The sequence below is a fragment of the Rhodococcus sp. NS-SX18 genome (assembly GCF_057367935.1).
Map to the genome: position 1 here is coordinate 2583514 of NZ_CM170633.1, position 13308 is coordinate 2596821.

At 71.6% G+C, this 13308-nt stretch carries 13 protein-coding genes; 4 read left to right on the plus strand and 9 right to left on the minus strand.

Annotated elements, in window-relative coordinates; all coding sequences use genetic code 11:
• The first annotated feature begins 61 nt into the window (after positions 1 to 61).
• Complete coding sequence (locus tag AC2IPW_RS12100) at positions 62 to 472, plus strand: nuclear transport factor 2 family protein (RefSeq protein WP_054373456.1); 411 nt, start codon at positions 62 to 64, stop codon at positions 470 to 472.
• Positions 473 to 511: 39 nt separating this feature from the next.
• On the opposite strand, the gene AC2IPW_RS12105 is transcribed toward AC2IPW_RS12100, so the two are convergent.
• On the minus strand, positions 512 to 2398 hold the full coding sequence (locus AC2IPW_RS12105) for an alkyl/aryl-sulfatase (protein ID WP_486376902.1): 1887 nt from the start codon (positions 2396 to 2398) through the stop codon (positions 512 to 514).
• Positions 2399 to 2490: 92 nt separating this feature from the next.
• Positions 2491 to 2973: an SRPBCC domain-containing protein gene (locus tag AC2IPW_RS12110; protein ID WP_289380523.1), complete on the minus strand. Its 483-nt coding sequence runs from the start codon at positions 2971 to 2973 to the stop codon at positions 2491 to 2493.
• Positions 2974 to 3121: 148 nt separating this feature from the next.
• Between AC2IPW_RS12110 and AC2IPW_RS12115 the strand changes: the two genes are divergently transcribed.
• On the plus strand, positions 3122 to 3283 hold the full coding sequence (locus AC2IPW_RS12115; protein WP_161628506.1) for a hypothetical protein: 162 nt from the start codon (positions 3122 to 3124) through the stop codon (positions 3281 to 3283).
• A gap of 3 nt (positions 3284 to 3286) precedes the next feature.
• On the opposite strand, the gene pgl is transcribed toward AC2IPW_RS12115, so the two are convergent.
• The 5 genes from pgl to tkt are packed head-to-tail and all read right to left on the minus strand — an operon-like array spanning position 3287 to position 9742.
• The gene (gene pgl, locus AC2IPW_RS12120) at positions 3287 to 4054 is read right to left on the minus strand and encodes a 6-phosphogluconolactonase (RefSeq protein ID WP_371383226.1); all 768 of its coding nucleotides are present in this window, start codon (positions 4052 to 4054) and stop codon (positions 3287 to 3289) included.
• Positions 4047 to 4955 (minus strand): glucose-6-phosphate dehydrogenase assembly protein OpcA, encoded by a 909-nt coding sequence (gene opcA / locus AC2IPW_RS12125; RefSeq protein WP_003939477.1) that lies wholly within the window; start codon positions 4953 to 4955, stop codon positions 4047 to 4049. Before opcA ends, pgl begins: the two co-directional genes overlap by 8 nt.
• Positions 4952 to 6493, minus strand: coding sequence for a glucose-6-phosphate dehydrogenase (gene zwf / locus AC2IPW_RS12130; protein ID WP_486376903.1), 1542 nt, complete (start codon positions 6491 to 6493; stop codon positions 4952 to 4954). The genes opcA and zwf overlap by 4 nt, the downstream gene beginning before the upstream one ends.
• Before the next feature lie 4 nt (positions 6494 to 6497).
• On the minus strand, positions 6498 to 7634 hold the full coding sequence (tal, locus tag AC2IPW_RS12135; RefSeq protein WP_054373467.1) for a transaldolase: 1137 nt from the start codon (positions 7632 to 7634) through the stop codon (positions 6498 to 6500).
• A gap of 5 nt (positions 7635 to 7639) precedes the next feature.
• A complete protein-coding gene (gene tkt, locus AC2IPW_RS12140) occupies positions 7640 to 9742 on the minus strand; it encodes a transketolase (protein ID WP_486376904.1) in 2103 nt (700 codons plus the stop codon).
• A gap of 184 nt (positions 9743 to 9926) precedes the next feature.
• Here tkt and AC2IPW_RS12145 point away from each other — a divergent pair, with 184 nt between their 5' ends.
• The gene (locus AC2IPW_RS12145; RefSeq protein WP_003939481.1) at positions 9927 to 10904 is read left to right on the plus strand and encodes a heme o synthase; all 978 of its coding nucleotides are present in this window, start codon (positions 9927 to 9929) and stop codon (positions 10902 to 10904) included.
• An 18-nt stretch (positions 10905 to 10922) separates the two neighbouring features.
• Here the strand turns inward: AC2IPW_RS12145 and AC2IPW_RS12150 are convergent, their stop codons facing one another.
• Positions 10923 to 11888 carry a quinone oxidoreductase family protein gene (locus AC2IPW_RS12150; protein WP_486376905.1) on the minus strand — a complete coding sequence of 322 codons (966 nt, stop codon included), beginning with the start codon at positions 11886 to 11888 and terminating at the stop codon, positions 10923 to 10925.
• A 22-nt stretch (positions 11889 to 11910) separates the two neighbouring features.
• Between AC2IPW_RS12150 and AC2IPW_RS12155 the strand changes: the two genes are divergently transcribed.
• Positions 11911 to 12252, plus strand: coding sequence for a hypothetical protein (locus tag AC2IPW_RS12155; protein ID WP_486376906.1), 342 nt, complete (start codon positions 11911 to 11913; stop codon positions 12250 to 12252).
• A 78-nt stretch (positions 12253 to 12330) separates the two neighbouring features.
• On the opposite strand, the gene AC2IPW_RS12160 is transcribed toward AC2IPW_RS12155, so the two are convergent.
• Positions 12331 to 13296 (minus strand): COX15/CtaA family protein, encoded by a 966-nt coding sequence (locus tag AC2IPW_RS12160; protein ID WP_054373461.1) that lies wholly within the window; start codon positions 13294 to 13296, stop codon positions 12331 to 12333.
• Between the last annotated feature and the right edge of the window lie 12 nt (positions 13297 to 13308).

Here is a 13308-nt window from a genome sequence, read left to right on the forward strand (position 1 = left end):
TGGTGTCCGCTCAGCGGGAAGGCGGCGCACCGAACGGCCGTGACCCGCTACACCTGGACCGGTGACACATGACCGCGAACAGATCGTCGAACGGCTCGCCGAACTCGCCGCCGCCCTCGACCGCCGGGACTGGGCTGCCCTCGGCGCCGCCTTCACCGACTCCGCGACCGGCTACGGCGCGGCGGGGCGCGACGGCATCGTCGCCGTGGTCCGCGCCCATCTCGGCGGCTGCGGACCGTCGCAGCACCTGCTGGGCAACCACCGCATCGAGATCGACGACGACCGGGCCCGGTCTCTGACGTACGCCCGCGTCCACCACGTGGGCGCGGGCCCAGCCGCCGGGGCGAGCTACGAGTGCTTCGGCGAGTACGACGATCGGTGGATCCGCACCCGCGACGGCTGGCGACTGACATCGCGCACCTTCACCATCTCCTACGACCTCGGCGACTTCGGCGTCCTCCGGCCCGGCTGACCCGGGGCGCGCGCACCACGATTTCGGCCGAGGCGGACGTCACGGCGTGACGATCGCGAAGTCCGGATCCACCGGTGCGAGCACCTCGACGAGCCGGCCCACCACCGTCGGGTCACCCGTCACCGCGATCGTCCCGTCCGCGAGGGCCGCCGCCGCATCCAGCTGTCCGGTGAGGGCACCGATCAGCGTGCGGCGGGTGAGGGTGAACACGGTGCTGCCCGGCGGCGGCTCGGGCACGGTCCGATGGTTGAGCACGCCGTGCCGCAACTCCGTGAGATACGTGGCCCCGAGGTCGGTGAGGACCCATGTGATCACCAGCTGCAGATCCCACGCGCGGGGCCCGTCCACCCGCACCGCCAGGCTGTCGAACAGCTGCGGGACGGTCAGCGCATCGAGGAAGTCGCCCGAGGACTGCACCGGCGAACCGAAGATCCCCTCGCGGAGTTCCTTCGCGCCGGCCAGATAGATGCAACGCCAGGTGCCGTTCTCGGCGCCGTACGCGAGTTGCTCCATCGCGTCGGCCTGCAGATCCCGGGCGGCCTGATCGGTGTCGTCGGTGAACAGCAGATGTTTGCAGACCTCGAGCACCCAGCGGTAGTCGCCCTCCTCGAAGGCGTCCCGCGCGACGGCGAGGGTGGCGTCGGCGCCGCCCATGGCATCGACGTACCGGCGGGCGGCCTCGGCCGGGGGATGGGCCCACAGGTTGGCGGGGTTGCCGTCGTACCACCCCATGTACCGCTGGTAGATCGCCTTGACATTGTGACTCACCGAGCCGTAGTAGCCGTGGGTGTGCCACGCCGCCGCCAGGGCCGGAGGCAACTCGAACCGTTCGGCGATCTCCGGGCCCACCAGGCCCTGGTTCATCATCCGCAATGTCTGATCGTGCAGGTACAGGTACATGTCGCGCTGCACGGCGAGGAATTCGAGCGCCCGCTCGCGGCCCCAGGTCGGCCAGTGGTGCGAGGCGAACACGACCTCGAGCGCGTCCCCCCACAGCCCGATCGTCTCGTTGAGGTAGTGGCCCCACGCGTGCGCGTCGCGCACCACCGCGCCGCGCAGCGTGAGAATGTTGTGCATGGTGTGGGTGGCGTTCTCGGCCGCGCACAGCGCGCGCCGCTCGGGGAACCAGATGTTCATCTCGGCGGGGGCCTCGGTGCCGGGGGTCAGCTGGAAGACCATCCGTACCCCGTCGACGGTGAGTTCCTGTCCGGTCGCGGTGATGTCGACGGTGGGCGCGATGAGCGTGACGGTGCCGGCCGACGTGGTCTGGCCCAGCCCGGCACCGATCTGCCCGGCCGGTCCCTTCGCGAGCGCCGCGCCGTACATGTAACCCGAGCGCCGCGACATCGCCGTGCCGGCGAACAGGTTCTCCGACACCGCATGTTCGAGGAACCCGGCCGGGGCCACGACGGGGACCGTCCCGGCCGCGACGAGTTCCGCGTCGAGCACCCCCTTGACGCCACCGAAGTGGTCGACATGGGAGTGCGTGTAGATCATCCCGGAAACGGGCCGGTCGCCGCGGTGCTGCCGGTACAGCGTCAACGCCGCCGCGGCGGTCTCCGCGCTGATCAGCGGGTCGATCACGATCACCCCGGTGTCACCTTCGACGACGGTCATCACCGACAGGTCGAAGCCGCGCAACTGGTAGATCCCCGGTACCACCTCGAACAGGCCGTCCTCGCCGAGCAGCCGGCCCTGCCGCCACAGACTCGGATGCGCCGTCGGCGGCGCGGGCCCGTCGAGGAACGCGTAGGCGTCGAGGTCCCACACGACACGTCCGTCCGCGGTGGTGATCGTCCGCTGCTCGCTGCGGCCGACGAAGCCGCGCGTCGCATCCTCGAAGTCCTGCCCGTCGTCCGCGGGCAGCGCGGCCGCCGCAGCCTGCAGATTCCGCCGCGTGGTCTCGCTGGCACCGGAAGTGCTCATGGCCGCCGTCCTCCCCGGAAGTTGCGCGGTGCCCCGAGCCTAGAGGACGTCGCCGGTACAGACCGGTGATCACCGGAATCGGACGCTGCCGCTCACCGGTACTCGTCGGCGAGGTCGAGGTAGCCGTCCCAGTGCGGCATGGCCCGGCCGGTGAGCACGGCATCGAGCCGGTCGAGGTAGTACTGCCAGCCGGGACCGATCTCCGAGGTCTCCGACCGCGGGACGTGCCGGTGCGAGAGCTCGAGGGTGGTGACGGCACCCACCTGCTTCGTCGTGAGCTCGAGTTGCCACCCGTCCTGGTCGACGACGAGGACGTGGGGTGGGTCGCAGCGCAGGATCCGCACGTCCGTCGTCGCCGTGTCGTGCTCGTCGGTCATCGTCAGCCGCACCCGTCCGGAGGCGGGGTCGCCCGTCCACCGTCCGTACCAGCGTTCGAGCCGGTCGGTCAACGCCGCCCACACCTCACCGACCGGCAGGGCGAAGCTGCGCACGTAGTGCAGGGTCACCAGGGAAGACCCGTCCGGGCAGTCGTGCTCGGGCCGGATCTCGCCCAGGACGGTGGTCGGGGTGCTCATCGAACGCTCCTTTCCACGCGGTGCTGTCCCCATTGTGGTCCGCCGGGCCGCCGCCTGCCGGGTATGCGCCGGTCCGTCCCACGGGGAACCGCCGGGCCGGCCGCGGCGTCGAACTGGGCAGGGAACACCGTAGGGGAGGAGCTTCGCGATGGACCGTAGGACGGAGCGATGCCGCCGTGGCCGCCTCACCGGGCTGCGCGCGACCCGCAATCCGAGCTGGGCCGCACGACTGCGCTGCGGCGTGACCGACGGCCGTGTGCCCCCGGATCCGCGGCCCGGAGGACCCGACCGGGACGGGCAGCGGTGGTGACGGTCACCCGGCGGGCAGCGCCGCGGCGGCCTCCGTGTCGAGGAACCACACGGTCCGGTCGAGGCCCCGTGCCCCGGCGGCCGGGACGTCCACCGCGTCGGCGCCGCCCACCGCGGCCGCGACGGCCTCGGCCTTGGCCGCGCCGGTGACGAGCAGCCACACCTGCCGGGCGCGACGGACCGCTGGGAGGGTGAGCGTGACCCGCGCGGCGGGCGGCTTGGGGGAGTCGTCGACGCCGACGACGAAGCGATCCTGCTCGCGCACGGCATCGGTGTGCGGGAACAGCGAGTTGACGTGGCCCTCGCCGCCCATGCCCAGCAGGTGCACGTCGAACTCGGGGGCGCTGCCGTCGGGGGAGTTCGCGGCGAGCACCTGCGCGTACGTGCGGGCCGCCGACTCGGGGGAACCGGCCCCGGCCTCGTCGAGAGTGGGCATCGCGTGCACCCGCGCCGGATCGAGCGGCACATGGTCGAGCAGCGCCGCGCGGGCCTGGACCTCGTTGCGCTCGGGATCACCCGGCGGCAGGTACCGCTCGTCGCCGAAGTACACGTCCACCGCGGACCAGTCGATTCCGCCGGGAGCCCGCAGGACCGCGTCGAGCACGGCGATGCCGGTGCCGCCGCCGGTCAGCACCACCGCGGCGTGGCCGCGGTCGCGCTGCGCGGCGACCACGGTCTCGACGAACGCTGCGGCGGCCGCCCGCGCGAGCTCGTCGCCCGACTCGAAGCGCCGTACGTGGACGTTCCCGGAGATGTGGTGCGCGTCAGACATATTCCACCTTCGACAGGGCCGTCAGGGCCGAGTGGTACACCTCGTCGGGGTCGAGCCGCCGCAGCTCCTCGGCGAGGCATTCCGAGGAGTCGCGGCGTGCGAGCGTGATCAGCGAATCGGGTTTGCCGGTGCGCCGCAGCGTGGCGACGCGCCCGTCCTGGGGCCGCTCGAGCGAGATCGTCTGGGTGCGGGTGCGCAGCTCGACCCGCAGGTCGCCCACCGCACGCTGGACCGGGCCGTCGATACGGCTCGCGAGCCAGCCCGCGAGCAGATCCACCGCCGGTTCGCTGCCGAGTCCCGACACCAGCGCCGACTCGACCGGCTCGAACGGTGGCTGGTCGAGCGCCGAGACGAGCAGCGCCCTCCAGTAGGTGATCCGGCCCCACGCGAGGTCGGTGTCGCCGGGGGTGTAGCCGGACAACCGCGAGACGATCTCGGCCATCGGACGCGACGAGTTCGTCGCATCGGTCAGGCGCCGCACGGCGAGCCGCCCCACCGGGTCCGCCGCCGGCACCTCGGGCGGGGTGTTCGGCCACCACACCACCACCGGGGTGTCCGGCAGCAGGAACGGCACGATCACCGATTCCTGGTGATCGGCGAGCGGGCCGTGCAGCGCGAGGATCAGCACCTCCGAGGCGCCGGCGTCCCCGCCGATGCGGATCTCGGCGTCCATGCGCGGTTCGCCGCCCGCGCGACCACGGCCGACGACGATCACGCGGCACGGATGCTCCCGCGACGCCCCGATGGCCGCGGTGATGGCGGCTTCGAGACCACGTGGACCGTCGGTGCACACCACCAGGGTGAGCACTCGGCCCTGCGTGACGATGCCGCCGGTCTGCCGCAGCTGGACCAGCTGTTTGCTGATGTCGATCGCGGTGGCGTTGCGCAGCTGCATCCTCACGGGCGTCTCCATTCGCGACCCGAGCGACGGAGCACCTCGTCAGCCGACGACGGCCCCCAGGTGCCGGCCTCGTACGGCTCGGGCTTGCCGTGCGCCGCCCAGCGCTCCAGTACCGGGTCGAGGATCTTCCACGACAGCTCGACCTCGTCGTCGACGGGAAAGAGCGACGGCACCCCGAGCAGCACGTCGAGGATCAGCCGCTCGTACGCCTCGGGGGAGGACTCGGTGAACGCCTGGCCGTAGCTGAAGTCCATGTTGACGTCGCGGACCTCCATGCTCGAGCCGGGCACCTTGGAACCGAAGCGGAGCGTGACGCCCTCGTCGGGTTGCACACGGATGACGAGTGCGTTCTGGCCGAGCTCGGTGGTCATCGTCTGGTCGAACGGCAGGTGCGGGGCCCGCTTGAACACGATCGCGATCTCGGTGACGCGCCGGCCCAGGCGCTTGCCGGTGCGCAGGTAGAACGGCACTCCGGCCCAGCGGCGGGTGTCGATCTCGCAGGTGATCGCCGCGTAGGTCTCGGTGGTCGAGTCGGCGGCGAAGCCCTGCTCGTCGTGCAGACCGACGACCTGCCCGCCGTTCTGCCAGCCGGCGATGTACTGGCCGCGGGCGGTGGTCTCGTCGAGGGGCTCGGCGAGCCGGGTCGCGGACAGCACCTTGATCTTCTCCGCCCGCAACTCGGCCGGGTCGAAGCTGATCGGTTCCTCCATCGCGATGAACGCGAGCAGCTGCAGCAGGTGGTTCTGGATCACGTCCCGGGCGGCGCCGATGCCGTCGTAGTAGCCGGCGCGGCCGCCGAGACCGATGTCCTCCGCCATCGTGATCTGCACGTGGTCGACGTAGTGCGCGTTCCACAGCGGATCGAACAGCTGATTCGCGAACCGCAACGCCAGGATGTTCTGCACCGTCTCCTTGCCGAGGTAGTGGTCGATGCGGAACACCGCCTCCTCGGGGAACACCTCGGCGACCAGCCGGTTCAGTTCCCGGGCGCTCATCAGATCGTGACCGAACGGCTTCTCGATGATCACCCGGCTCCAGGTGCCCTCCCGCGCGATCGCGAGTCCGGACTGTTTGAGCTGCGCGGACACCACCGGGAACGCGTTCGGCGGGATGGACAGGTAGAAGGCGTGGTTGCCGCCCGTGCCGCGGGCCTTGTCCAGCTCGGCCAGCGTCGACGCGAGCTCGGCGAACGCGGCGTCGTCGTCGAAGCTGCCCTGCACGAACCGAATGCCCTCGGCCAGACGGTTCCACACCTCCTCGCGGAACTTGGTGCGCGAGTTGGCCTTCACGGCGTCGTGCACGACCTGACCGAAGTCCTCGTCGGCCCAGTCCCGGCGGGCGAAGCCGACGAGCGCGAACCCGGGCGGCAGCAGACCGCGGTTGGCCAGGTCGTACACCGCCGGCATCAGCTTGCGGCGGGCGAGGTCGCCGGTGACCCCGAAGATCACCAGGGCACACGGCCCGGCGATCCGGGGCAGCCGCCGATCACGCTCGTCCCGGAGTGGGTTGACCCACGCCGCCGTCTCGCGTTCGCGCACCGCGTCAGCTCTTGGCGCCGTGCGCGATCAGCTGCTCGGAGGTGGCGGCGAGCAGCTCGTTCCAGGACACCTCGAACTTCTCGACGCCCTCGTCCTCGAGCTTGCGGAACACCTCGGGCAGGTTCACCCCGATCGTCGACAGCGCGGAGAACACGTTCTGCGCCGCCTTCTCGGTGCCGGTGACCGTGTCGCCGGTGACCGCGCCGTGGTCGGCGACGGCCTCGAGGGTCTTCTCCGGCATCGTGTTGACCGTGTTCGGGGCGACCAGTTCGGTGACGTACAGGGTGTCCGAGTAGTCCGGGTTCTTCACCCCGGTCGACGCCCACAGGGCGCGCTGCGGACGCGCACCGGCCGCGGCGAGCTGCTCGAACCGGGCCCCGGACTCGAACGCCCGGCGGTACGCCGCGTACGCCAGGCGGGCGTTGGCGACGCCGGCCTTGCCGCGCAGCGCGAGCGCCTCGGGGGTGCCGATCGCGTCGAGCCGCGCGTCGATCTCGGTGTCGACGCGGGAGACGAAGAACGAGGCCACCGAGTGGATCGTCGACAGCTCGTGCCCGGCCGACTTGGCGGCGGTCAGACCGTCCAGATAGGCCTCGATGACCCGTTCGTAGCGCTCGACCGAGAAGATCAGCGTCACGTTCACGCTGATGCCCTCGCCGATCACGCGGGCGATGGCCGGCAGGCCCGCCACCGTCGCGGGGATCTTGATGAGCAGGTTGGGCCGGTCCACGATGTGCCACAGCTCGATCGCCTGCTGCACGGTCGCGTCGGTGGAGTGCGCCAGTCGCGGGTCGACCTCGATGGAGACCCGGCCGTCGACACCGTCGCTGGCCTCGAACACCGGGGCCAGGACGTCGCACGCGGCGCGCACGTCGTCGGTGGTGACGGTGCGGATGGTGGTGTCCACATCGGCGCCGGCCAGCGCGAGCTCACGGACCTGGGCGTCGTAGACGTGGCCCTTGCTGAGCGCCGCCTGGAAGATCGACGGGTTGGTGGTCACGCCCACGACGCTGCGGGTGGCGATCAGCTCGGCGAGGTTGCCGGTCTCGATGCGGTCCCGGGAGAGGTCGTCGAGCCACACGGACACCCCGGCAGCGGAGAGCTGTGCGAGATTCGCGTTCTGGGTTACCTGCTGGGTCATCGGGATCATCCCTTCACTCGGGTCAGCGAGCGGCGGGCGGCGTCGACGACGGCCTCGGCGGTGATGCCGAACTCGCGGAACAGGGTCTTGTAGTCGGCGGAGGCGCCGAAGTGCTCGAGCGAGACGGCCTCGCCGGCGTCGCCGAGCAGGCGGTGCCACGGCATCGCCAGTCCGGCCTCGACGGAGACGCGCGCACGCACCGCCGGCGGAAGCACCTCGTCGCGGTACGACTGGTCCTGCTCGAGGAACCAGTCGAGGACCGGCACCGAAACCACGCGGGTGGGCACACCGTCGGCCTCGAGCACCTCGCGGGCGGCGACGGCGAGCTGCAGCTCGGAGCCGGTGCCGAGCAGGATCACCTCGGGCGTGCCGGTGGACGCCTCGGCGAGCACGTACGCGCCGCGGGGCAGGCCCTCGGCGGCCTTCTCCCGGGTGCCCTCGAGCACCGGCACATCCTGGCGGGTCAGGGCCAGGGCGGTCGGGCCGGTCTTGTTCTCGAGCGCCGCGGCCCACGCGAACGACGTCTCGTTCGCGTCGCCGGGACGGATCACAGCCAGATTCGGGATCGCCCGCAGCGCGGTGAGGTGCTCGACCGGCTGATGGGTCGGGCCGTCCTCGCCGAGGCCGATCGAGTCGTGGGTCCACACGTAGATCGCGGGGGTCTGCATGAGCGCGGCGAGCCGCACGGCGGGACGCATGTAGTCGCTGAACACCAGGAAGGTGCCGCCGTAGGGGCGGGTCGGGCCGTGCAGGGCGATGCCGTTGAGGATCGAACCCATCGCGTGCTCGCGCACACCGAAGTGCAGCGTCCGGCCATACGGCTGGGCGTTCCAGTCCTTCGTGGAGATCGACACCGGGCCGAACGAGTCCGACCCGGGGATCGTGGTGTTGTTCGAGCCGGCCAGGTCGGCCGAGCCGCCCCACAGCTCCGGCAGCACCGGGCCGAGTGCGGCGAGGGCGCTGCCGGACGCCTTGCGGGTGGCCGGACCCTTGGCGGCCGGCTCGTAGGTGGGCAGCACCTCGGTCCAGCCGGCGGGGAACTCCCCGGCCTGCAACCGGTCGAACAGTTCCTTGCGCTGCGGCTCGCGACCGGCCCACGCGTCGAACTCGGCCTGCCATGCGGTGCGGGCCGCCGCGCCGCGCTCGACGACGCCGCGGGTGTGCTCGATCACGGCGGGGTCGACGTCGAAGTGCTGCTCGGGGTCGAATCCGAGGGCGGTCTTGACGGCGGCGACCTCCTCGGCGCCGAGGGCGGCGCCGTGCACGTCGCCGGTGTTCATCTTGGTCGGCGCCGGGTAGCCGATGATCGTGCGCAGCACGACGAGCGACGGCTTGTCGGTGACGGCCTTGGCGGCCTCGACGGCGTCGAGGATCGCGGTGACGTTCTCGCCGCCCTCGACGGTCTGCACATGCCAGCCGTAGGCCTCGTAGCGCTTGGCGACGTCCTCACCGAGGGCGATCGCCGTGTCGTGCTCGATGGAGATCTTGTTGTCGTCGTAGAAGACGATCAGGTTGCCGAGCTGCTGCACGCCCGCGAGGGACGAGGCCTCCGACGTCACGCCTTCTTCGATGTCGCCGTCGGAAGCAAGGACGTAGATGTGGTGGTCGAACGGGCTCGCGCCCGTCGCCGCGTCCGGGTCGAACAGGCCGCGTTCCCGCCGCGCCGCCATCGCCATACCCACCGCGGAGGCCAGGCCCTGCCCGAGCGGGCCGGTGGTCATCTCCACGCCCGCGGTGTGCCCGAACTCGGGGTGGCCGGGCGTCTTCGAACCCCACGTGCGCAGCGCCTCGAGGTCGGCGAGTTCGAGACCGTATCCCGACAGGTAGAGCTGGATGTACAGCGTCAGGCTCGAGTGTCCGCACGAGAGCACGAACCGGTCCCGTCCCACCCAGTGCGGGTCGGTCGGGTCGTGCCGCATCACCTTCTGGAACAGCGTGTAGGCCACGGGGGCAAGGCTCATCGCCGTGCCCGGGTGCCCGTTGCCCACCTTCTGGACCGCGTCGGCGGCGAGCACGCGTGCGGTGTCGACGGCCTTGGTGTCGAGGTCGGTCCAGTCGGCGGGGTGCACTGCCTGGGTGAGGGAGCGGATCTCGTCTGTGATCGACACGAGCAGAAGTCTCCTGACATGGGTATACGGGGAGCGTGCGGGCGCGAAAGCCTCGAGCGCCCCTCCAGAGTAATGTGCTGCGCTTTGCGGGTCGATTCGGTCCGGGCCTGCGCGACGTCTACCATCGTTCGTAGTAGGGCGACGGCGAGCGAAGGTGCGTAATCGCGTGGTGCAAGGAGACAGGGTGCGGGCAGGGCAACGGCCGGGAGGACACGGCTTCGGCGCCCCCGAGGCACCCGGAGCGCCACGCCCCGACACGGTGTGGGGACGCGTTTCGGGCACGGTGCTCGCCTATATCGCGCTGACCAAGCCGCGCGTGATCGAGCTGCTGCTGGTGGCGACCATCCCGGCGATGCTCTTCGCCGCCCGCGGCGAGGTGGATCTGGTGCTCATCGCGAGCACCCTGTTCGGTGGGTGGATGGGCGCGGCGAGCGCGAATGCCCTCAACTGCGTCGTCGACGCCGACATCGACAAGGTCATGAAGCGGACGGCGCTGCGGCCGCTGGCCCGGCAGGCCGTACCGACCCGGCACGCGTTCGTGTTCGGCGCGGTGCTCGGCGTCGTGTCGTTCCTGTGGTTGTGGTGGCGGGCGAACCTGCTCGCCGGCCTGCTCGTGGTCGCGACGATCGCCTTCTACGTCCTGGTGTACACGATGGTCCTCAAGCGCAGGACCTGGCAGAACGTGGTGTGGGGTGGGGCCGCGGGGTGCATGCCCGTGATGGTCGGCTGGGCCGCGGTCACCGGCTCGCTGAGCTGGGAACCGATCGTGCTGTTCCTGGTGATCTTCTTCTGGACGCCGCCGCACACCTGGGCCCTGGCCATGCGGTACAAGGAGGACTACAAGGCCGCCGGCGTGCCCATGCTGCCCGTGATCGCGAGCGAGCAGCACGTCACCAAGCAGATCCTGCTCTACACCTGGGCGACCGTGCTGGCGACGCTGGTGCTCGTGCCGGCCGCCGGCCTGGTGTACGCGGTGGTCACCGTCGCTGCCGGTGCCTGGTTCCTGCTCGTCGCGCATCAGCTGTACCGCAGCGTCCGGGGTGGGGCGGCGGTCAAGCCCCTCAAGCTGTTCCTGCAGTCGAACAACTACCTCGCGCTGGTGTGCCTGGGCCTGGCCGTGGACTCGGTGCTCGACCTGCGCACGATCGCCTCGTTCTTCTGATCCGCTGCAAGCACCCGCTCAGGGGAGCAGCACGATCGAACCGGTCGTGCGGCGGGCCTCGAGATCCCGGTGTGCCTGCGCCGCCTGCGCCAGCGGGTACCGCGCGCCGACCCGGACGGTGAGGGTCCCGTCGGCGACGGCGGCGAACACGTCGCCCGCCCGCCACATCAGCTCCTCGCGGGTGCGCACATGGTGCGCGAGGGTCGGCCGCGTGACGTACAGCGAGCCCGCGGGGTTGAGCCGCTGCAGGTCGAACGGCGGAACCGGACCGCTGGCCGCGCCGAACAGCGCCAACGTGCCGCGGATGCGCAGCGAGGCGAGCGACGACTCGAACGTGGCCGCGCCGACGCCGTCGTAGACCGCCGCGACGCCCTCCCCGCCGGTGAGGTCCCGGACCTGCTCGGCGAGGTCGTCGGAGTAGCGCAGCACCTCGGTCGCGCCCGCCCCGCGCGACAGTGCCTCCTTCTCGTCGGAGGAGACGGTCGTGATCACCCGCACGTCCTTCGCGGCGGCGAGCTGGGTGAGGAGCAGGCCCACCCCGCCGGCGCCCGCGTGCACGAGCACGGTCTCGCCGGGCTGCGCCGGATACGTCGAATTGAGCAGGTAGTGCGCGGTCATGCCCTGCAGCAGCGCCGACGCCGCCTGCTCGGCGGGAACCGCGTCGGGCACCGGCACGGCCACCGCCGCCGGCACGAGCACCTGCTCGGCGTAGGAACCGTCGGCCGCCGCCCAGCTCACCCGGTCGCCGACCGCGACGCCCGCCACGCCCTCACCCGTCGCGACGACCCGTCCGGTGCCCTCGGTCCCGGGAATGTACGGCAACTCCCGGGGGTACAGCCCGGTGCGGAAGTAGGTGTCGATGTAGTTGACGCCCACGGCATCCGTACGGACCAGCAGCTGACCCGGCCCCGGCTCGGGAGCCGGGACCTCGACGGGGGTGAGGACCTCGGGGCCGCCGAACCGTGCCACTTCGATTGCGCGCATGCGTTCACAGTATTCTGCAGGCATGAGCGCCGATACTCAGGTCGTGGCCGCACCGGCCGACATCGTGAAGTCCCTCCGCAGCTTCGTCGCCGCGCACGGTGGCTCCGCCAAGGCGGTGCTGCAGCCGGTCGCGCGGGGCGCGGTGCGCATCACCGTCGTCGCCGGGGACGGTGTGCTCGGCGACCGGGTGGTGCGCGATCTCGCCACCGCGCAGGCGGTGGTCGAGGCGCTGCCCGACGTCACCGTCTCGGAGTGGGATCGCGAAGTGACCAGCATCGCGACGCCGCAGCAGGGCCACTGGAAGAAGATGGCCGGCTGGGTGGCCCGTCAGACCCGGTTCCCGCGGGCCCGCAACGAACGCTGACCGATCCTCGACCGGCTCCGGGGGCCACCCGTCACGGGTGGCCCCCGGAGCCGTTTCTCGCTCGCGCGTGCGCGCGGGTCAGACGGCGACCGGTTCGCGGGCCGGTTCGGTGGTGCGGACCCGTCCCGCCGCCCACACCGCTGCCGTCGCGGCCGTGCACAGCCCGGCTCCGGCGACGTGCACGGCGACCAGGGCGGCGGGCACGTCGGTGAAGTACTGCACGACCCCGACGAGGGCCTGGGCGACGACGAGGGCGAGCAGCACGTGCAGGCGCGTCTTCACCGCCTGCGGGGCGGCGACGGCGTACAGCGCGAAGGCCAGGCCGACGAGCAGACCGAGGTATCCGACGAGCAGTTCGGCGTGCAGGTGCACCAGCGACTCGATGTCGATCTCGAGGCGCGGCACCGGCCGGTCGGCGCTCTTGTCCCCGGCGTGCGGGCCGGCGCCGGTGACCATCGTGCCCGCGACGAGCACCCCCGCGAGCAGCGCGGCGGACAGGGCGGTGAGGGTCCGCAGGGGGCGGGGGATCGTCGCCACGACCACCCCGTCGTCGGGCTCGCCGACCTTCGCGTGCAGCAGCACCGCGAGCCACACCATCAGCATCGACGCCAGCAGGTGCACCGCGACGGTCCACCAGGCCAGGCCGGCGAGCACGGTGATGCCACCGATGACGGCCTGCAGGACGGTGCCGGCGGGCATCAGCCAGGCGTAGACGAGAACCTCGCGGCGACGCCGGGCCCGGGTCACGGCCAGCACGACCGCCGCGGCGGAGGCGACGACGACGAACGTCAGCAGCCGGTTGCCGAACTCGACGACCTGGTGCAGGGTCGCGACCTCCTCGGACACCCCGACGGGCACGAAGCTGCCCGGGAAGCACTGCGGCCAGGTGGGACAGCCCAGGCCGGATGCCGTCACGCGGACGATCGACCCGGTCACGGCGATGCCGCCCTGGGTCAGGATCGCGATGAGCGCGAGCAGCCGCTGGGTCCGCAGGGACGGCAGTGGCAGACGGTCGACAAGGCGCAGGAAGCCGCGATACAGCACATCGACGATGGT